Source organism: Nocardia sp. NPDC055165, assembly GCF_053606985.1.
In genome coordinates this window covers 92,661-112,974 of the sequence record NZ_JBSGSS010000020.1, presented here as the reverse complement: position 1 = coordinate 112,974, position 20,314 = coordinate 92,661, and the positions used below count along the sequence as shown (strand labels likewise).

Below are 20,314 nucleotides of genomic sequence, written 5' to 3'. Positions count from 1 at the left end.
GCGTGTCGGAGCAGGTGCCACGGCGCGGCGGCGGGGATGCGAGACTGGGCCCATGTTGCGGATCGGCCTCACCGGAGGCATGGGAGCGGGTAAATCCACAGTGGCGCGGACGCTGGTCGAACTCGGGGCGGTGCTCATCGACTCCGATGCGATCGCCCGCGAGGTCGTCGCCCCCGGGACACCGGGTCTGGCCGCGCTGGTCGAGGAGTTCGGCGAGGGCATTCTGAGCCCCGACGGCAGCCTGGACCGGCCCGCGCTGGCCGCGGTCGCCTTCGCCGACGATGTGTCGCGGGGCAAGCTCAACGCCATCACCCATCCGCTGGTCGGCGCCCGCACCGCGGATCTGATCGGCGAGGCGGCCACCGATGCCGTTGTGGTGCAGGATATTCCGCTCCTGGTCGAGAACGGGCTCGCGCCGCTGATGCAGCTCGTCGTGGTGGTGGGGGCCGAGGAGGAGACCAGGCTGCGCAGGCTGGTCGAACACCGCGGCGTGGCCGAAGCCGACGCGCGGGTCAGGATCGCGGCCCAGGCCACCGACGACCAGCGCCGCGCGGTCGCCGATGTGTGGCTCGACAACAACGGTGCGCCGGAGGTGGTCGAGGCGCAGGTTCGTGACCTGTGGACGCGACGGCTGGTGCCGTTCGAGCGCAATCAGCGCGAGGGCGTCCGGGCGCGAGCCGGCTACGTTCTCGTCACCGACCCGGAATGGGATATGCAGGCGCGCAGGATCATCGCCCGGCTGCACCTGGCCTGCGGTGCGTCGGCGGTGCGCATCGATCACGTCGGATCCACCGCGGTGCACGGGCTCCCCGCCAAGGACATCATCGACATCCAGGTGACGGTGGCCGACATGGCCACGGCCGAATCGCTGACTGATGCCTTGACGGCCGCCGGGTTCCCGCTCGCTCCCCAGGTGACGCACGACAATCCGAAACCTAGCCACAGTGATCCCGAGGGAACCGACCTCGCCCGGTGGGGAAAGCGTCTGCACGGCAACGCCGATCCGGGAAGGCCGGCCAATATCCATCTGCGCGTGCGGGATTCGCTCGGCCAGCGGTTCGCGCTCGATCTGCGTGACTGGTTGCGCGCGAACGAGAGCGCGCGGTCGGAGTACCTGGCGGTCAAGCGCGGAGCCGAGCTCGCGGCGGCGGATCTGACCGGCGACGCGGCCGGTGACGCCTACTACGTGGTGAAGGAACCGTGGTTCGACGCGGTCTATCCGGTGGTCACCGAGTGGGCCACCGCCCGCGCGTGAACCGCGTACCAATCTGTTAAACATCAATGTTTCGGAAACTGTCCGCACGCTGTCGCGCGCTGTGTAAATTGTGCGAAGTCACTACAGGGTGACTCGATTCACAGGGAAGTTGTAGCGCGTATGACAACACATCACCGTCAGTTCGGCCGTGCGGGCTTCGGCATCACCGCACTCGGCGCCGTCGCCGCCAGCCTCGTGCTGGCCGCTCCGCAGGCCTCGGCCTGGGTCGGCAATCTCGGCGTGGCCGGAACCGACCACAAGGTCGGTTGCAGCTACAAGCTGACCGCCAGCGTCGAGGTCGACCGGCTGACCTCGGTGAAGTTCACCGACAACGGCGTGGATATTCCTGGCAGCCCGGTGTCGCCGTCGCTGCTCTCGGGCACCGTGAGCATCACCTGGAAGCCGACCACGGCGGGCCAGCACAAGCTCGAAGCGCGTCAGCTGCTGATCAGCGACTCGATCACCGTCACCGTGGGTGCGGCGGGCAGCACCGGAAGCGCGTCGTGCGGCGGTGGCCTCGCGGATCTGTTCCCGAGCCTGTCGGCCGGCTGACACCGACTCCCCGCACCGCCCGGACCCGCCTACCGAGGTCCGGGCGGTTCGTCGTTTCGGCGCCAGGTCAGCGTCATCCCGAAGGTGCTCAGCCACTCCTCGAGTGAATAGCCGTGCGCGGCGATCCCGTCGATCGCCGCGGTGGCGTGTTCGATCGCTGCCTGACACTGCGCGGCGTCCAGCAGGCCGTCGGTGTGCGCGGCCAGCAGCTCGTCGACGTCGACGAGCCGGACATCACGCCGAGTGCGGACCAGTACGTCGAGGTAGTGGTCGACCGAGCGCCACAGCGTCGGCGACTCCCTGGTGAACGCGCCCACATCGACATAGATGTCCTGCCACTGCTCGACGCCGGGGTTGTAGTGCAGCTTCGACGCCCGCAGCGACAGCTCCGGCAGCACCCACGATTCCAGGTAGTGGAAGTGCGCGTGATCGGACTGGCGACCCATGTACAGGCCCCACGGTTCCACCCGATAGATCTCCACCGGCCGGACGAAACCTTTGGGATCGGTGTTCGTTCCGGCCGCGACGTCGAAGTACTCGACCTTGGGTGGATGCACGTGCACGGTGGATGCCTGCGTCATGAGCGCAGAATCTACCGGCGCGTGCCGACCCGCGCCCGGTCGCCGGTCACATCCAGGTCAGGGTGATCTCCTGCGACCGCAACCATTGTTCGACATCGTGGTCGTTGGCCGCCAGCCCGTCGAGCACGCGCGCGGCACGCTCGAACGCCCGGTCGGCGTGCTCGGTGCCGACATGGCCCGCGGCGTGCGCGGCGAGCAGTTCGCTGGACCCCGACAGCGTCGAGGACCGGCCGCGCCGCACCGCGATGTCGAGGAAGTAGTCGGTGGCCCGCCACCGTTTCGGCCCGACCTGGACGCACTCGATGATGTCGAGCACGTAGTCGTGGCTGCGGTGATGGCCGGGCCGGTCGTGGCTGATAGTGGCGCGAATGGCCTGGCCGGGCAGCATCCACGACTCCTCGTAGCGACCGTGCGGCCGGTCGAGGATGCGGGCCAGGTAGATGCCCCACGGCTGCACTTCGTACCGGTCGACCGGGCGGATGTAGCCCTTGGCGTCGGTGCTGGTCAGCTCGGCCAGGTCGAAGTATTCGACCCGGGGTCTGGCAGAGGGGGCGACGGTCGTGGTGACGGTGGTCGGTGTTAGCGGGCCGCGTATCTCTCTGGCGAAATAGCCGGCGAATCCGGTTACCGCGGGAGCCGCGACGAGCAGGGGAAGTAGAACGCTCATGGCCTTGTCCTTCACCACGTCCGATGATCAACTCAGGGTACGCCCGCATCGGGAGTTGTGGCGTGGTCGATTCGGCGCCTCGATCGTCGAATATCCTTGGCGCAAGGGACTTTTCGGACATCGCGCGAAGTGCCGGGCATTCGCCGCGTTCGTGGGCGGTCCCCTCGACCAGGCGAAATGGGGGTCGCCGACGGTTTGCTTGCCGGTGGCTGTCGTCACAGTCGCGCAGTGCCGCGACGGCATCGATGAGCAGAAGTTCACCAGAACGACCACGACCCGACCGGCGGCGCTCGGCGCGGCGCGGGGTGTGGCGGACGGGCGGCGGCTCGCTTGGAGCGCAAACGTGTCAGTGGTCGCGCCTAAGCTGGATCCATGGCATTCGCAACCGAGATCCCGACGGAAGGGTACGAAGAGCGGGGTCACCCGATCGCCCATTCCGAACACCGCCCCGTCGGCACGATCGAGCGCTCGGGCGCTCGATTCGAGGTGGTCAGCGAGTACTCGCCCGCCGGCGACCAGCCCGCGGCCATCGCCGAGCTCGAGCGCCGGGTGAACGCGGGGGAGAAGGACGTCGTCCTGCTCGGCGCCACCGGTACCGGTAAATCGGCGACCACCGCCTGGCTGATCGAGAAGTTGCAGCGCCCCACGCTGGTGATGGCACCGAACAAGACCCTGGCCGCGCAGCTGGCCAACGAGCTGCGCGAGATGCTGCCCAACAACGCGGTCGAGTACTTCGTCTCGTACTACGACTACTACCAACCCGAGGCGTACATCGCCCAGACCGATACCTACATCGAGAAGGACAGCTCGATCAACGACGACGTCGAGCGGCTGCGGCACTCGGCGACCTCGAGTCTGCTCTCGCGTCGCGATGTCGTGGTGGTCGCCTCGGTGTCGTGCATCTACGGTCTCGGCACCCCGCAGTCGTATCTGGACCGGTCGGTGCAGCTCGAGGTCGGCGGCGAGATCGACCGCGACGCGTTGCTGCGGCTGCTCGTCGACGTGCAGTACACCCGCAACGACATGTCGTTCACCCGGGGTTCCTTCCGGGTGCGCGGCGACACCGTGGAGATCATCCCGTCCTATGAGGAGCTGGCGATCCGCATCGAGTTCTTCGGTGACGAGATCGAGGCGCTCTACTACCTGCACCCGCTCACCGGTGACGTGGTGCGCCAGGTCGATTCGGCGCGCATCTTCCCGGCCACCCACTACGTGGCCGGTCCGGAGCGGATGGAGCGCGCGGTCGGCGACATCGAGGCCGAATTGGCCGCGCGGCTCGAGGAATTGGAACGTCAGGGCAAATTGCTCGAGGCTCAGCGGTTGCGCATGCGCACCGAATACGACCTGGAGATGATCCGTCAGGTCGGCTTCTGCTCGGGCATCGAGAACTACTCGCGCCACATCGACGGGCGCCCGGCGGGTTCGGCGCCTGCGACGCTGCTCGACTACTTCCCCGACGACTTCCTGCTCGTGATCGACGAATCGCACGTCACGGTGCCGCAGATCGGCGGCATGTTCGAAGGTGACATGTCGCGTAAGCGCAACCTCGTCGATTTCGGTTTCCGGTTGCCGTCGGCGGTCGACAACCGGCCGCTGACCTGGGAGGAGTTCGCCGGTCGAATCGGCCAGGCGGTGTATCTGTCGGCGACACCGGGCAACTACGAGCTGGGTCAGGTCGGCGGTGAGGTGGTCGAGCAGGTCATCCGCCCGACCGGCCTGGTCGATCCGAAGGTCGTGGTCAAGCCCACCAAGGGGCAGATCGACGACCTGGTGCACGAGATCCGTGAGCGGTCGGAGCGCGACGAGCGGGTTCTGGTCACCACACTCACCAAGAAGATGTCCGAAGACCTCACCGACTACCTGCTCGGCCTCGGTGTGAAGGTCCGCTACCTGCACTCCGAGATCGACACGCTGCGGCGCGTCGAACTGCTCCGGCAGCTACGCCTGGGCGAATACGACGTGCTCGTCGGCATCAACCTGCTGCGTGAGGGCCTCGACCTGCCCGAGGTGTCGCTGGTCGCGATCCTCGACGCCGACAAGGAAGGCTTCCTGCGGTCGAGCACCAGCCTCATCCAGACCATCGGCCGCGCGGCGCGCAACGTGTCCGGCGAAGTGCACATGTACGCGGACAAGATCACCGACTCGATGCAGCACGCCATCGAGGAGACCGACCGTCGCCGTGCCAAGCAGATCGCCTACAACACCGAGAACGGCCTCGACCCGCAGCCGCTGCGCAAGAAGATCGCCGACATCCTGGATCAGGTGTACACCGAGGCCGAGGACGAGGTGGCCGTCGGCGGATCGGGCCGCAATGCCAGCCGCGGCAGGCGCGCCCAGGGCGAACCGGGCCGGGCCAGCTCGGGTATCTACGCCGAACGCGATGTGAAGTCGATGCCACGTGCCGAATTGGCCGCCCTGGTCACCGAACTCACCGCGCAGATGATGAACGCGGCCCGCGAATTGCAGTTCGAGCTGGCGGGCCGGTTGCGTGACGAGATCGCCGACCTGAAGAAGGAGCTGCGCGGGATGGACGCCGCGGGGATTTCTTGACCATGCCGGCGCCACGGTCCCCGGGCGACCCCGCCCCCGAGTCGCGCGACCGATCGCGCGGGTGCTGCTCGGAGGCGAGGCCGCTGCGGACCCGGCCCGGCGAGGCGCTACGCCTGCTCGGCCATCCACGCGGCGACGCGGCGGTCCGCCTCCTCCTTCGAGACGTCCTCGACGCGGGTGATCACCGCCCAGCGGTGGCCGAAGGGGTCGATCACCACGCCGAAGCGATCTCCGGTGACGAAGGTCTGCGGTTCCTCGGCGCTGCGGGCACCGTGGGCGAGCGCGCGGGCGATCACCGCGTCCACGTCGGGGCAGTAGTGCACCACCGAGGTGTGCACCCAGTCCTCGGGGGCGCGAACATTGTTGTCGGGGATGGGCATTCCGAGCTGCAGGGTGGAATCCCCGATGAGCAGTTCGGCGTGCGCGGGCTGGCCGTCGGGCAGATCGGCGCGGCTGAGCACCTTCGCCTCGAAGACCGCGGTGTAGAAGTCGATGGCCGCGTTTCCGTCCGGCACGGCCAGAAAACAGGTGATGGAGTGGTAGCCCTCCGGAATGGGCGCAACGGGATTGGTCATGACTACGATCCTGCTCCGCTGCCGACGGCCCGTCTTGTAAGAACGCGACAGATCGGCCGATGATGACGGCGGCGCCGGATCCCGGTGATGTGAAAGGAATCCTGCACCCGGAGGAGCAGGCGAGACACCGGTCGCTGAACCGGCTGGGGGTCGGGCCCGCGCTGGCCGAGTTCGCGGACCGGTACTGGGTGGTGCGGTGGGATCTGCGCGGCCGGCCCAGCTATTCGGCGCAGGTGCTGTCGTTCCCGTGTGTGAACGTCACCTTCGAACGCAGCACCATCCGCACCGGCGGCTTCGTCACCGGGGTGTGCACGACGAAGTACGTGCGCGAGCTCGCCGGGGAAGGCGAGACCTTCGGCATCCGGTTCGCCCCCGGCGGATTCGGTGCCTTCACCGGCATGGATGTCGGCGCGCTGCGCGATGATTCGGCCCCGCTGTGTGCGGTGTTGCCCGAGGCCGCGGGCCTGGCCGACCGAGTGCTGGCCGAACAGTCCGACGAGCGCCGCCGCGACATCGTCGAGGAGTTCTTCGCGGGCCGTGGTCGCACCGACGATCCGCACTACGCGCTGGTGACCCGCATCGTCACCGCCATGGCGAACGATCCGGAGCTGACCAGGGTCGACCAGGTCACCGATCGTTTCGCCGTTCCGATCCGCACCCTGCAACGCCTGTTCCGCCGCTATATCGGGGCAGGCCCGAAGTGGGTGCTGTGCCGGTTCAGATTGCAGGACGCCGCCGATCTGCTCGCGCACGGCCGCCCTGATCTCGCGGTACTCGCGGCCCAGCTCGGCTATTTCGACCAGGCGCATTTCAGCCGTGAATTCACCGCCGAGATCGGGATGTCGCCGACGGAATACGCGCGCAGCGCACAGGCGGTGAGCGCTGTCCCCACGGCGTGCTGACCGGGTGCGTCCAGACCCGAGAAGTAGGGGGTCTGAAATATTAGCGTTCCACCTTGGAACAGCGGTGTTCGTCGATAGTGTCACCGCATTCGCAGCGGCCGTTGCTGCGTGGAGAAGTCAGGACATCAACAGTGACAACATCATTCGATCGGACCGCCCGTCTCGGCGCCGCCCTCGCGACCGCGCTGGCCGCCACGGCTCTGCTCGCGCCGGGCGCGCACGCGGACATCTCGGATGGCCAGCGGGTCAGCGTATCGAGTGCCGATCCGAAGGTCGGCTGTTCCTACACGGTGGTCGCGGTCAACGTCGTCGGCTACAGCTCGGGCCACGCCGGCGCACCGGTGACCTTCTACGACAACGGTGACGTGATCGACACGGTCGCGATCCCGGCGATCGGCGAGACCAAGACCTCCTGGCGTCCCGCCGCCGCCGGCTCGCACCAGTTGACGGCGAAAGTCGACAGCTATCTCAACAGCTGGTGGATCACCCCCGCCACGGTGACCGTGGCGGCGAATACCGGCACCGGAAGCGCGGCCTGCGGGTTCCCCAGTTTCTCCGGTTGATGTGATCAAAGTCCCAGCCGCACTACGTCGTTGATCGTGTTGTGATAGGCCACAATTTCTTCGAACTGCGGTCTTGTTGCCGCAGGTGAATCTTCTCGATTGTTGCGAAGGCCACCGTGACATCGGGCAGGGGCGCCAACACTCCCGGTGTGATCTGTTGCGATTTCTGATAAATCGGCCTGATTTGGCGTTAGGGTCGAGCCAATTGCCGCGCTGACGCTCGATTCCCGAGTGGTTCGGTGCTGGCACCGACCAAGTTGGAGGAGAGATGACCGCCTACCGGACCATTGTCGTCGGTACTGATGGCTCGGATTCGTCGTACGTGGCGGTGGAGAAGGCCGCGGCGCTCGCCGGGGACGCTGAGGCAACTCTCGTGCTGGCCTGCGCCTACTTCCCGACCGACGACCGCGACGTCGCCGCTGCCGCCGATGTGCTCAAGGACGAGGCCTACCAGGTCCGTGGCTCGGCCCCGACCAACGAGATCCTGCACGTCGCCCGGGAGAAGGCGCTGGCCGCCGGTGCGAAGAACATCGTCGACCGCGCGATCGTCGGCGAGCCGGTCGATTCGCTGCTCGACCTCGTCAACGAAGTGGACGCCGACCTGCTCGTCGTCGGCAACCGAGGCCTCAACACCCTCACCGGTCGCCTGCTCGGCTCCGTCCCCTCGGACGTGGCCCGCAAGTCCCGTTCGGACGTGCTGATCGTGCACACCGTCCGCTAGTTCGACGAGGAAGGCCCCTGACCGACTGCGGTCAGGGGCCTTCCTTGTGTCTCAGGCCGGTTCGAGCGCGGACAGCACCTCGGGGAGGTCCTCGGTGTGCACCACGGCCAGTCGCTGGGTCGCGCGGGTCAGCGCGACGTACAGGTCGTTGAGTCCGCGGGGGGACTCGTCCAGGATCGCCTGTGGCTCCGCCAGGTACACCCGGTCGAACTCGAGGCCCTTCGCGTCGTGCACGGTGAGGACCTGAACGGATTCACCTGCCAGCGAGGATAATTCGGGTACCAGGGTCGCGGGAGCGAGGACCGCGGAGGTACCCGGACCGTGCTCGACCTCGAGCAACCGCGCCACCTCGCCCGCGACGTCGGCGGGCAACACCCGGTAGGCGCGTGGGGGATTGCCGGTCTCGCGCACCGAACGCGGCACCTTGGTACCCGGGTCGATCTCGGCGAGCACATCGGCCGCGACCGCCATGATCTCGGCGGGAGTGCGGTAGTTCACCGTGAGCTCGGTGAGCTTCCAGCGCTGTGCCACATACGGTTCCAGCACCCGCTGCCAGGACGACGCGCCGGCCGGATCACCGGTCTGGGCGACGTCGCCGACGACGGTGATCCAGCGATTCGGGATGCGCCGCATCACCATGCGCCACGCCATTTCCGAAAGCTCCTGTGCCTCGTCGACGATCACGTGCCCGTAGGTCCAGGTCCGGTCGCCCGCGGCGCGTTCGGCGGTGGTCTGGCGGTTGCCGAATTCCTGGCGCTGGGCCAGCTGGGAGGCGTCGATCAGGTCGTAGGCCATCAGGATCTCGGGATCGAGCTCGTCCTCGATGTCCTGCGGGGCGGAACCGGTGAGGATGTCGAGGGCGTCCTGGGCCTCCTCGATCTGGGCTCGCCACCGGCGACGCGAGCGTTCGCGTTCCTCGGTGTCGTCGACCCCGAGCAGCTCGGCCAGCTCGTCGAGCAGCGGGGCGTCGGCCGCGCCGAAGGTGCCGTCGTCGGAGCGCACCAGCTCGGCGCGGTCCTCGGGGCTCAACGTCTTGGCGGCGCGGTCGAGACGCGCCGGGTCGGCGAGCAGGTCGGCCAGCACTTCCTGGGGCGAGAGCACCGGCCACAGCGCGCTGATCGCGGCCTGCACGTGCGGGTCGGCGCGCATCTCGTCGCCGATCTCGCTGAGGTCGGCGGAGCTGAGCAGGCTCGTGCCACCGGACAGGTCGGCGCCCATCGTGGCGGCGAGCTGATCGGTGAGCGCGTCGATCACCGACGACGCGAAGATCGGCCTGGCCAGGTTGTGCGGGCGGCGCGAGGAGCGGGCCCGCCCACGCGCCCTGGTCGCGATCTTGCGGTCCAGCGTCACCGGGTAGCCGTCGAACGCCAGGCGCACCGGCTCCGACGGCACTTCCTGACGGTCGCGCACCGCCTGCTTGAGCACCTCGAGCATGTCGAGGGAGCCCTTGATCTCCCCGGCGCGCAGCGAATCCTCGCGCACCGCCTTCACCCCCGGGTACAGGTCGCCGATGGTCGACAGCAGCACGCCGGTCTCGCCGAGCGAGGGCAGCACCTGGCCGATGTAGTCGAGGAAGGTGGCGTTCGGGCCGATGATCAGCACGCCGCTCTTGGCCAGCTGCTGCCGATAGGTGTAGAGCAGGAAGGCCGCGCGATGCAGCGCGACGGCGGTCTTGCCGGTGCCCGGCCCACCCTGCACCACGAGCACGCTCTTGTGCTCGGAGCGGATGATCGCGTCCTGCTCGCTCTGGATCGTCTCGACGATGTCGTTCATGTGCCCGGTGCGGGCGGCGTTGAGCGCCGACAGCAGCGCGCTCTCGCCACCGACGCCGTCGTCGGTGCCGACCACACCGTCGCGCTCGGCGGCATCGAGATCGAGGTACTCGTCGTTGATCGCGGTCACCGCGCGGTTGCGCGAGCGGATGTGCCTGCGCCGGGTGACGTTCTCGGGATTGGCGGTGGTGGCCAGGTAGAACGGTCGGGCCAGCGGAGCGCGCCAGTCGAGCAGCAGCGGCTCGTAGTCGTTGTCCTCGTCGAGGATGCCGAGCCTGCCGATGTAGCGCGCCGCGTCCTCGGTGCCTTCCAGATCGATCCGGCCGAAGCACAGACCGTGCTCGGCGGCGTCGTATTTGGACAGGTCCTCGTTGTAGAGCTGGGTGAAGGACTCGCGCTCACTGCGCGCCTGCGGTGTGCCACCGGATTCGAGGAGCACAGTCTTGAGCCGGTTCTGCGCGTAGTCGCGCATGCCGTCGAGCCGGTCGTAGAGCACCGAGAGGTACTGCTGCTCCTGTTCGATCTCGCGGTTGTGCGCGGCCGGGGAGGCGTCGGCGAGGCGGTCGGGCAAAACAGGACTCCTTTGTCACCGCGTTGAGAACAGAGTTGTCGAGTCTACGTGTCCGCGGGCAGGGCCGCCGCGACCGGGAACACTTCGTTGCCGAGGATCGGCGTGAAGTGTTCGACCACCGGGAAAGGTTCGTAGAAGTGGTGCAACAGCGCACGCCAGCGCTGATATTCCGGTGACTCGCGGAATCCCACTGTGTGGTCGGCCAGCTGCTCCCAGCGCACCAGCAACAGGAAGCAGTCGGGCCGCTCGACACAGCGCGACAACGACAACCCACCGAAACCGGGCATTCCCGCGATGATCGGATACGCCTGCGCGAAGGCCGCTTCGAAAGCGGCGGCGGCGCCGGGGCGAACGGGTAACAGCGCGTGTTCGACGATCACGCCGACCAGTCTGTCAGGAGGCGTGGGTGTTGTTCGAGCGTCGATTCTGACCGAGACCGAGCTCACGATGGGCCGACGGCTTGTCGCGGTACATCGCCAGGTCGGCGTCGTGCAGCACGGCTTCGGGCGTGCGCCGCTCGTGCGGGCCGAGTTCGGTGATGCCGACCGAGGCGCTCACCTCGAGACGGTGACCGCTGGCGATGATCGGTTCCGCCATCTTCACGCGCAGGCGCTCCACCAGTGCGGGCAGGTCGGCGCGCTGCGGATGACCGGCCAGCAGCACCAGGAATTCGTCGCCCCCCAGCCGCCCGACCAGGTCTTCGGTGCGCAACGCCTGTTGCAACCGCTGGGCGACGATCTGCAACACCGTGTCGCCGATGGCGTGCCCGAGGGTGTCGTTGATCGCTTTGAAGCCGTCGAGGTCGATGAACAGCACCGTGGTGATCAGCGTGCCGCCGTCGTCGGCCAGCGCCGTGGACAGCTGCGACAGGATCAGGGAACGATTCGCGAGCCCGGTCAGCGCGTCATGGGTGGCCTGGTACTCGAGCTGGCGCTTGCTGGCCCGGAACGCGGTGATGTCGGCGAACGAGGACACCCCCGCCGACTCCGGGCTGTCCGGATTGAGTAATCGGCAGTTGCACGACAGCCATACCAGCTGCCCGTCGGTGCGCTCGACCCCGAAAATGAACTGGGTCACCGCCTCTCCCGTCGCGAGGGTGCGCGCCATCGGATGCTGGTCGGGCGCGAGTGGCCGGCCGTCGCGGTCGAGCATTTTCATGGGCAGTTCGTCGATGTGCAGTCCGAGTACCGGCTCGGCCTCCGCGGCGATGCCGAGTATGCGTTTGCCTGCGGGGTTGATCGATTCGAGGCGACCGCGCCGATCGACGACGAGCACGCCTTCTTCCAGCTGCGACACCACGGTGGTGAAATACGCCTCCGCCTGCCGCGCCGACGCCTCCGCCGCGCGTTGGGCGGTGAGATCGTGCACGACCACCTGGAACGCGAGCTTCTCCTGCCACACCGTGAGCACCGACACGGTCTGCACCGGCACCGTGCGCCCGTCCACCCGGACGAGATCCATGTCGGTCGGCGGCGAGGCCGATCCCTCGGCGGTGAGCTGATCGATCCGTTCGAGCATGGCCGCGACGGAATCGGGATGGACGAAGTCGGTGATCGACAAGCCGAGCAGGTCGTCCACCGAACGGGCGCCGAGCAGGCGAACCATCGCCGGATTGACGTAGACGATCGTCCCCGACTCGTGCACACAGATGGCATCGGGAGTGTGTTCGACCAGCGACCGGTAGCGCTGCGCGAGCTGCTCGGCGCTCGCCGCGTCGGTCCTTCCTTCTCCCACTGCGAAACCCCCGATCTCGGCCTGGTCTGCGAACGGCATACCGGACTAGTCTGGTGATCCTTCATGAAGATCCGCGAGGAGCGATGTGACACTGGATGTGCTCACGGGCGGCATGACCCACCGCCTCGATTCTATGTCGATCGCCGGCATGGGTGTTGTCTCCGGTTACGGGTGGGGTCGGGAATCGCTGTGGCAGGGATTGTTGGGGTGCAAACCGGCAGCCCGTTTGTACCCCGGTTACGGGCCCGGACGTGATCAGCACGCCTGGGTCGGGCTGATTCCCGACGGTGGTGACGCAGCCTACGGAACCGGTCTGTTCGGGCGTGCCGTGTTCGCCGCGGCCGCCGAGGCGATCGCCGACGCGCAGGAACGCGGGTGGCGCCGGGAGGGGCGCACCGTCGGCCTCGTGCACGCGTTCACCCTGGGCGATGTCGCCGATTGGCGCGATTTCTACCGTCGTGACGAGGGCCACCGGCGCTCACGCGACTATCTGCGGATGCTGCCGTCGACACCCATTTCGGTGGTGATGCAGGAGTTCGGTTTCCACGGGCCCGCGATGAACGTGTCGGCGGCGTGCAGTTCGGGCACTGTCGCGCTGCTGACGGCGAAGATGTGGCGTGACGCGGGTCTGGTCGACGATGTGTTGTGCATCACCACCGACCTGTCGGCTACCCCGGACATGCTCGAACATTTCGTCGGTCTGGGTGCCGCGATCGCCGATGCCGACCCGTTCACCGCCTGCAGGCCCTTCCAGGAGGGCACCCTCGGCTTCACGATGGCCGAGGCGTCGGTGGCGCTGCTGCTCACCGACGCGGTCGAGCGGCCCTATGCGCGGCTGCTCGGCGGTGCGATGACCAACGACGCCTTCCATGTCGTCTCGGTCGATCCCAGCCACGCCCAGATCATCGCGTGTGTCCGGCGCGCTCTGGCCGATGCGGGGATCGACGCCGGCGACGTGGCGTACTACAACGCGCACGGCACCGGGACCAGGCAGTGCGATGCCGCCGAACGCCACGTGATGCGCACCGTCTTCGACGACCGGCCCGCCATCGCCGCGCTCAAACCGCTCACCGGGCACTGTCAAGGCGCCTGCGCGGCGGTCGAAGTCGCCGCGATCTCTCTGTCCTACGAGCGCGGCATCGTCGCCTCGGCGCCGGCTGTGGCGACCGCGCACCCGCGACTGCTCAACGGCCCGACCCCGCTGCTCGACGGCGCGACGCTGAAACTGTCGATGGGAATGGGCGGCAACAACGCCGCCGTGGTCCTGGCCGCGGCCTGACTCAATCCTCGCCCGTCTCGGGTCCGGCGGCGAGGGCGAACCCGCCGGTCGTCGGCGCGTCCTGGGGCAGGGGCACCGCCCAGCGCAGCTGTGTGCCCGGCATCTCGGGGTGGTTGCCGTCGGCGTCGGGGCGTTTGGCCGGACCGACCTCGAAATACCCGCCCGCCTCCTGCGCGCGCTGCTCGAGATTGCGCAGCCCGCTGCGGATGACGTGGTTCGGGATGCCCCAGCCGTTGTCGGACACCGTGATCACCAGATCGTCGGCCACCTCGATCACGATGGCGACGGTGTCGGCGCCGGAATGGCGCACCGCGTTGCTCACCGCCTCGCGCACCACCGCCTCGGCGTGGTCGGCCAGCTGCGGATCGAGGACCGACAGCGGGCCCGACACCTGGATCGTCGCGCGCAGGGCGATATCGGAGGTCTGGCGCCGGATCGCCACCTCGAGGCGCTGCTGCAGCCCTTCGCTGTGACCGGAGCCGCTGGCGTGCAGATCGAAGATGGAGGTGCGGATCTCCTGCACCACCTCTTGCAGATCCATGATCACCGTCGAAAGCCGTTGCCGCACTTCGGGAACCACTGCCTTGGGCAGGGTCGCCTGCACGGTGAGGCCGATCGCGAACAGGCGCTGGATCACATGGTCGTGCAGGTCGCGCGCGATCCGGTCGCGGTCGGCGACGAGGTCGAGTTCGCGCATCCGCTGCTGCGCGTCGGCCAGCCGCACCGCCAGCGCGGCCTGATCGCAGAAGGCCGCCGTCAGCTCGAGCATCTCGTCGGAATACGGCGCGAAACCCGGCGGCCGGAACGTCACCAGGACGCCGAGGGTGGCATCGGGGGTGCACAGCGGCAGCACGAGAGCCGGTCCGGCGCCGGGCAATTCGGCCACGGGGAACTCGACGCCCAGTGTCACCTTCGACACGTCGTCGAAGCGCAGCGGTGTGCGTCTGCTGAAGGCGTCGCCCACCACCGTCCCCGCGATCGGGATGGTCTGCCAGTCCTGGCCCGCATCGGGGCCGGTCCACTGGGTGACCACCAATTCGCTGATCTCGCCGGGCAATTCGTCGGGCACCGGCACCGAGGCGAGAAACGCCTGATGCGATCCGGTGAGCCCGCGCGCGTGATCGACCACATGACCGAGCACCCGATCGGATTCGGTACCGGCCAGGAATTCCGTCGCGATATCGCGCGTCGCCTCGATCCACGCCTGCCTGGTGCGTGCCTGCTCGTAGAGTCGCGCGTTGTCGACCGCGATGCCCGCGGCGGCCGCCAGCGCCAGTACCAGGACTTCGTCTTCCTCGGTGAACGGCTGACCGTCGGACTTCTCGGTCAGATAGAGACTGCCGAACACCTCGTCCCGAATGCGTACGGGCACACCGAGGAACGTGTGCATCGGCGGATGTCCCGCCGGAAACCCGATCGAGGATTCGTGCTGGGTGAGATCGGCCAGCCGCAGCGGCGCCTTGTGCGCGAACACCGCGCCGAGTACGCCGTGGCCCGCGGGTAATCGCGCGATCCGGTCGCGGATCTGATCCGGCATGCCCTCGTCGATGAACTGCGCGACCTGCTGATCGTGGCCGCGGACCGCCAGCGCGCCGTAGCGGGCGTCGACCAGGCTCATCGCGGTCCGCACGATGGTGCGCAGGGTTTCGTCCAGGTCCAGACCCGCGGTGACGGTGAGCATGGCCTCGACGAGGCCGTCCATCCGATCGCGCGAACCGATCATCACTTCGACCCGATCGGCGACCTCGCCGAGCAGGCTGCGCAACATCTGCCGCGACACCGTCTGGTCAGCCGAATAGCGGCCGCCCCGACCGTCGTTCGCCATCGCAGTACCCCGTCTTCGCAGCTCCTCGAGTGAGTCGAAGCAAAGTCTAGTCCGCAATGAGGGGACTTTCGGCCCTTCACTCGCACCGGCGGTAGTGGTGGCATTGGGCACCGGGAATTGGGATCGAGAAGTGGGGCACATGATGAATTCGTTGTCGAGCACCCAGCACTGGACGACCGCCGCGGACCCGGAGCTCGCCGTGACCACGCGTGGCGAAGTGCCGGCCCAGGACGTCACCCGTGCTGTTCGGGCCATCACCCGCGTGATGCGCAGGCATCATCTCGACAGTCCGGCCAGGGTGCGCGTCACCGCGCCGCAGGGGTACGACGAGCCGACCCTGGTGCAGGCCAATATCCGTACCAACGACACCTTCACCCGTGTCCAGGTCACCGGCCCCGGCGGTTTCGCGGTCACCTTCGCCGCCGAACGGCTCGACCGTCAGCTCGCCCGCCGCGCGGGCAAGGAAGCGCGCGGCGCGTGGCCCGACCCGGCCCGTCGGCCGCTGGCCCAGATCACCGAGACGCGGCCGATCATCCGTCGCAAGGACTGTGCCCTGATGACCGGAACGCCGCTGGAAGCCAGCACCGTGCTGGACGCGATGGACTACGACGCCTACCTGTTCACCGACGCCGATACCGGTGAGGACGCCATCGTCACGTGGGCCGACCCGCACGGCGTCGCGCTGGCCAGGCAGCGGCTCACCGCCGCGGCGGACTCCTCGGTCGAGCTGCCGTTGACCGCGAGCGCGATGCCGGTCCGGGTGGTGCAGGACGCGGCTCCCGTCTTCGCCGAGGACGAGGCCTCCGACGCGCTGTGCGCCGCCGGGCTGCCCTACCTGTTCTTCACCGACAGCCACACCGGCCGCGGCAACCTGCTCTACCGCCGCTACGACGGGAACCTCACCATCGTCGTCCCGTCCTGAACCGTCACGGCTCGCGGAGTTTCGTCGCCAGGACGGCCGCCTGGGTGCGGCGTTCGACACCCAGTTTCGCCAGCAGTCGCGAGACGTAGTTCTTGACTGTCTTCTCCGCGAGGAACATGCGCGCGGCGATCTGCCGGTTGGTCAGACCCTCGCCGAGCAGTTCGAGTAGCCGGCGTTCCTGGTCGGTGAGCCCGGCCAGCGGCCCGGAGGGTTCGGCGCTGCGGCGCAGCCGGGCGCGCAGGGCGTCGGCGGCGCGGGTATCGAGCAGCGAGTGGCCCGCGCCCACCTGCTTGATCGCGTCGGCCAGTTTCATCCCGTCGATGTTCTTCACCACATACCCGCTGGCGCCGGCCAGGATGGCGTCGAGCATGGCGTGCTCGTCGGAGAACGAGGTCAGGATCAGGCAGTGCAGGTCGTCGAATTCGGCCAGCAGGTTGCGGCACAGCTCGATGCCGTTGCCGTCGGGTAACCGCACGTCGAGGACCGCGACATCGGGGCGGGCCTCGCGGATGCGCACCATCGCCTCGGCGACACCGCCCGCCTGACCGATCACAGTGAGTTCTGGATCACCTTCCAGCAGGTCGATCAACCCTCGCCGCACGATCTCGTGGTCGTCGACCAGGAACACCTCGAGCACGCCGGCTCCTTCATCATGTCGAGCGATCCCCCCTTGTGGTCCAACATAATCCGCGTATCTCGGTCGTGGGGCCTGTCGGCGAACGAGAAATGTCACGCCCCCTGCGCAGAGCCCTGGGTCGACGGGGACGCTCGCCTGCGGACCGAAACTTGTCGGACCCCCGGCCTAGCATTGACGACGGGGGAATATGTCCGGTCGGCGGATGACGATGGAGAAGGGATTCACCAGGTGGCGGAACGCCTCACTGTGCGCGGAGCTCGGGAACACAACCTGAAAGGTGTAGACCTGGATTTGCCGCGCGACAGCCTGATCGTGTTCACCGGTCTGTCCGGTTCCGGGAAGTCGAGCTTGGCGTTCGACACGATCTTCGCCGAGGGACAGCGTCGCTACGTCGAATCGCTGTCGGCCTACGCGCGTCAGTTCCTCGGGCAGATGGACAAGCCGGATGTCGACTTCATCGAGGGGCTCTCGCCCGCGGTGTCGATCGACCAGAAGTCGACCAACCGCAACCCGCGGTCCACGGTCGGCACCATCACCGAGGTCTACGACTACCTGCGCCTGCTCTACGCCCGCGCGGGCACGCCGCACTGCCCGGTCTGCCACGAGCTGATCGAAAAGCAGAGCCCGCAGCAGATCGTCGACCAGGTGCTCGCGATGGACGACGGCCTCAAGTTCCAGGTGCTGGCGCCTGTGGTGCGCACCCGCAAGGGCGAGTTCGTCGACCTGTTCGACCAGCTCAAGACCCAGGGTTACTCGCGCGTGCGGGTCGACGGCGTGGTGTACCCGCTCACCGATCCGCCGAAGCTGAAGAAGCAGGAGAAGCACGACGTCGAGGTGGTCGTCGACCGCCTCTCGGTCAAGGCGGCCTCCAAGCAGCGCCTCACCGACTCGATCGAGACCGCGCTGCGCCTGGCCGACGGCATCGTGGTGCTCGATTTCGTCGACCGCGACGAGCACGCCCACGACCGGGAGCGCCGCTTCTCCGAACGTCTGGCCTGCCCCAACGGCCACCCCCTCGACATCGAGGACCTCGAGCCCCGTTCGTTCTCCTTCAACTCGCCCTACGGCGCCTGCCCCGACTGCACCGGCCTCGGCATCCGCAAGGAAGTCGATCCGGAACTGGTGGTGCCCGACCCCGACCTGAGCCTGGCCGACGGCGCGATCGCCCCGTGGTCGCGCGGGCAGACCGCCGAGTACTTCAACCGGTTGCTCTCCGGGCTGGCCGAGGCGGTCGGCTTCTCGATGGACACTCCGTGGCGCGATCTGCCCGCGAAGGCACGCAAGGCGGTGCTGGAAGGCAGCTCCGACCAGGTGCACGTGTCCTACACCAACCGCTACGGGCGCAAGCGTTCCTATTACGCCGATTTCGAAGGCGTGATGCCGTTCCTGCAGCGGCGCATGGAGAACACCGAGTCCGAGCAGATGAAAGAGCACTACGACGGGTACATGCGCGATGTGGCGTGCCCGGTCTGCAACGGTTCCCGGCTGCGCCCGGAGATCCTGGCCGTCACCCTGGCCTCGGACGGCACCGACAAGTCGATCGCCGAGGTCAGTGAACTGTCCATCGGCGACTGCGCGCACTTCCTGAACGCGCTCACGCTGGGGGAGCGCGAGACCGCGATCGCCGGACAGGTGCTCAAGGAGATCCAGGCCAGGCTCGGCTTCCTGCTCGACGTCGGCCTGGAGTACCTGACGCTGTCGCGGGCGGCCGCGACCCTGTCCGGCGGTGAGGCCCAGCGCATCCGGCTGGCCACCCAGATCGGTTCCGGTCTGGTCGGTGTCCTCTATGTTCTCGACGAGCCGTCGATCGGTCTGCACCAGCGCGACAACCGCAGGCTCATCGAGACGCTGCTGCGGTTGAAGAAGCTGGGCAACACGCTGATCGTCGTCGAGCACGACGAGGACACCATCCGCGCCTCGGACTGGGTGGTCGACATCGGTCCCCTCGCGGGCGAGCACGGTGGTCGCGTGGTGCACAGCGGTCCCTATGAGGAGCTGCTGACCGAGCCCGAATCGCTCACCGGCGCTTATCTTTCCGGCCGCGAGCAGATCGAGCTGCCGCTGGTGCGGCGCGCGATCGACAAGAAGCGCAAGCTCACCGTCGTGGGCGCCACCGAACACAATTTGCGCAATGTCGACGTGGCGTTCCCGCTGGGTGTACTCACCGCGGTCACCGGTGTCTCCGGTTCGGGCAAGTCGACCCTGGTCAACGACATCCTGGCCACCGTTCTCGCGAACAAGCTCAACGGTGCCCGCCAGGTGCCGGGCCGGCACACCAGGATCAACGGCCTCGACAACCTCGACAAGCTGGTGCAGGTCGATCAGTCGCCGATCGGGCGCACCCCGCGCTCGAACCCGGCCACCTACACCGGCGTCTTCGACAAGATCCGCACCCTGTTCGCCTCCACCACCGAGGCCAAGGTGCGCGGCTATCAGCCCGGGCGGTTCTCGTTCAATGTCAAGGGCGGGCGCTGCGAAGCCTGCTCGGGCGACGGCACGCTCAAGATCGAGATGAACTTCCTGCCCGATGTGTATGTCCCGTGCGAGGTCTGCCACGGCGCTCGGTACAACCGGGAAACCCTCGAGGTGCACTACAAGGGCAAGACCATCGCCGAAGTCCTCGACATGCCGATCGACGAGGCGGCCGACTTCTTCGAGGCGATCACCTCGATTCACCGCTATCTCAAGACCCTCGTCGAGGTCGGCCTGGGTTACGTGCGGCTGGGCCAGAGCGCGCCGACCCTGTCCGGCGGTGAGGCCCAGCGCGTGAAGCTGGCCGCCGAGCTGCAGAAACGGTCCATGGGCCGGACGGTCTACATCCTCGACGAGCCGACCACCGGCCTGCACTTCGAGGACATCCGCAAACTGCTCAAGGTGATCAACGGACTGGTCGACAAGGGCAACACGGTGATCGTCATCGAACACAACCTCGACGTCATCAAGACCGCCGACTGGGTCATCGACATGGGCCCCGAGGGCGGTTCCGGCGGCGGTACGGTGGTCGCCACCGGCACGCCGGAGGATATCGCCGGGGTGTCGGACAGCTACACCGGTCAGTTCCTGAAGGAGGTGCTGGCAGCGCCGGCGCCGAAGAAGCCCGCCGCGAAGAAGGCGGCGAAGAAAGCCGCCCCGGCGAAGAAGGCACCGGCGGAGACGACCGCGGCCAAGCGGTTGGCGCGAAAGGCGGCCGCGCTGCGCTGAGCCGGGC

17 protein-coding genes are annotated in these 20,314 nt (G+C 67.8%); 9 read left to right on the top strand and 8 right to left on the bottom strand.

Features of this window, described 5'->3' with window-relative positions; genetic code table 11:
- Positions 1–52 precede the first annotated feature (52 nt).
- Together coaE and ACWFRF_RS31235 are read left to right on the top strand one after the other, a co-directional pair.
- The gene (gene coaE, locus ACWFRF_RS31240; protein WP_452453705.1) at positions 53–1,255 is read left to right on the top strand and encodes a dephospho-CoA kinase; all 1,203 of its coding nucleotides are present in this window, start codon (positions 53–55) and stop codon (positions 1,253–1,255) included.
- Positions 1,256–1,375: 120 nt separating this feature from the next.
- Entirely contained in the window at positions 1,376–1,807 is a 432-nt protein-coding gene (locus ACWFRF_RS31235) for a hypothetical protein (protein WP_378661173.1), read from the top strand.
- A 29-nt stretch (positions 1,808–1,836) separates the two neighbouring features.
- Here ACWFRF_RS31235 and ACWFRF_RS31230 read toward each other — a convergent pair whose 3' ends face one another.
- Together ACWFRF_RS31230 and ACWFRF_RS31225 are read right to left on the bottom strand one after the other, a co-directional pair.
- Positions 1,837–2,388, bottom strand: coding sequence for a DUF402 domain-containing protein (locus tag ACWFRF_RS31230; RefSeq protein ID WP_452453703.1), 552 nt, complete (start codon positions 2,386–2,388; stop codon positions 1,837–1,839).
- Positions 2,389–2,434: 46 nt separating this feature from the next.
- Positions 2,435–3,055 (bottom strand): DUF402 domain-containing protein, encoded by a 621-nt coding sequence (locus ACWFRF_RS31225; RefSeq protein ID WP_387448103.1) that lies wholly within the window; start codon positions 3,053–3,055, stop codon positions 2,435–2,437.
- 372 nt (positions 3,056–3,427) lie between these two features.
- On the opposite strand from ACWFRF_RS31225, the gene uvrB reads away from it, so the two are divergent.
- On the top strand, positions 3,428–5,605 hold the full coding sequence (gene uvrB / locus ACWFRF_RS31220; protein ID WP_378994113.1) for an excinuclease ABC subunit UvrB: 2,178 nt from the start codon (positions 3,428–3,430) through the stop codon (positions 5,603–5,605).
- Positions 5,606–5,712: 107 nt separating this feature from the next.
- On the opposite strand, the gene ACWFRF_RS31215 is transcribed toward uvrB, so the two are convergent.
- Positions 5,713–6,180, bottom strand: a complete 468-nt coding sequence (locus tag ACWFRF_RS31215; RefSeq protein WP_379317382.1) for a VOC family protein — start codon at positions 6,178–6,180, stop codon at positions 5,713–5,715.
- Positions 6,181–6,239: 59 nt separating this feature from the next.
- Here ACWFRF_RS31215 and ACWFRF_RS31210 point away from each other — a divergent pair, with 59 nt between their 5' ends.
- From ACWFRF_RS31210 to ACWFRF_RS31200, 3 genes are all read left to right on the top strand, one after another.
- Complete coding sequence (locus ACWFRF_RS31210) at positions 6,240–7,082, top strand: helix-turn-helix domain-containing protein (protein WP_452453700.1); 843 nt, start codon at positions 6,240–6,242, stop codon at positions 7,080–7,082.
- A gap of 131 nt (positions 7,083–7,213) precedes the next feature.
- A complete protein-coding gene (locus ACWFRF_RS31205; protein ID WP_378994117.1) occupies positions 7,214–7,645 on the top strand; it encodes a hypothetical protein in 432 nt (143 codons plus the stop codon).
- A gap of 268 nt (positions 7,646–7,913) precedes the next feature.
- Positions 7,914–8,366: a universal stress protein gene (locus tag ACWFRF_RS31200; protein WP_378661184.1), complete on the top strand. Its 453-nt coding sequence runs from the start codon at positions 7,914–7,916 to the stop codon at positions 8,364–8,366.
- A 51-nt stretch (positions 8,367–8,417) separates the two neighbouring features.
- Here the strand turns inward: ACWFRF_RS31200 and ACWFRF_RS31195 are convergent, their stop codons facing one another.
- The 3 genes from ACWFRF_RS31195 to ACWFRF_RS31185 are packed head-to-tail and all read right to left on the bottom strand — an operon-like array spanning position 8,418 to position 12,482.
- Positions 8,418–10,709: a HelD family protein gene (locus tag ACWFRF_RS31195; protein WP_387448106.1), complete on the bottom strand. Its 2,292-nt coding sequence runs from the start codon at positions 10,707–10,709 to the stop codon at positions 8,418–8,420.
- A 44-nt stretch (positions 10,710–10,753) separates the two neighbouring features.
- The gene (locus tag ACWFRF_RS31190) at positions 10,754–11,089 is read right to left on the bottom strand and encodes an antibiotic biosynthesis monooxygenase family protein (RefSeq protein ID WP_449970938.1); all 336 of its coding nucleotides are present in this window, start codon (positions 11,087–11,089) and stop codon (positions 10,754–10,756) included.
- 13 nt (positions 11,090–11,102) lie between these two features.
- Positions 11,103–12,482 carry a diguanylate cyclase domain-containing protein gene (locus ACWFRF_RS31185; RefSeq protein ID WP_379317105.1) on the bottom strand — a complete coding sequence of 460 codons (1,380 nt, stop codon included), beginning with the start codon at positions 12,480–12,482 and terminating at the stop codon, positions 11,103–11,105.
- A gap of 94 nt (positions 12,483–12,576) precedes the next feature.
- On the opposite strand from ACWFRF_RS31185, the gene ACWFRF_RS31180 reads away from it, so the two are divergent.
- Complete coding sequence (locus ACWFRF_RS31180) at positions 12,577–13,722, top strand: beta-ketoacyl synthase N-terminal-like domain-containing protein (protein ID WP_452453733.1); 1,146 nt, start codon at positions 12,577–12,579, stop codon at positions 13,720–13,722.
- A 1-nt stretch (position 13,723) separates the two neighbouring features.
- Here the strand turns inward: ACWFRF_RS31180 and ACWFRF_RS31175 are convergent, their stop codons facing one another.
- Entirely contained in the window at positions 13,724–15,547 is a 1,824-nt protein-coding gene (locus tag ACWFRF_RS31175) for a GAF domain-containing protein (protein WP_452453698.1), read from the bottom strand.
- Positions 15,548–15,686: 139 nt separating this feature from the next.
- Here ACWFRF_RS31175 and ACWFRF_RS31170 point away from each other — a divergent pair, with 139 nt between their 5' ends.
- Positions 15,687–16,469, top strand: a complete 783-nt coding sequence (locus ACWFRF_RS31170) for a sigma 54 modulation/S30EA ribosomal C-terminal domain-containing protein (RefSeq protein WP_378994128.1) — start codon at positions 15,687–15,689, stop codon at positions 16,467–16,469.
- Between the two features lie 4 nt (positions 16,470–16,473).
- Here ACWFRF_RS31170 and ACWFRF_RS31165 read toward each other — a convergent pair whose 3' ends face one another.
- Complete coding sequence (locus ACWFRF_RS31165) at positions 16,474–17,106, bottom strand: response regulator transcription factor (protein WP_056824462.1); 633 nt, start codon at positions 17,104–17,106, stop codon at positions 16,474–16,476.
- 228 nt (positions 17,107–17,334) lie between these two features.
- Between ACWFRF_RS31165 and uvrA the strand changes: the two genes are divergently transcribed.
- Positions 17,335–20,307: an excinuclease ABC subunit UvrA gene (uvrA, locus tag ACWFRF_RS31160; protein ID WP_378994130.1), complete on the top strand. Its 2,973-nt coding sequence runs from the start codon at positions 17,335–17,337 to the stop codon at positions 20,305–20,307.
- Positions 20,308–20,314 lie beyond the last annotated feature (7 nt).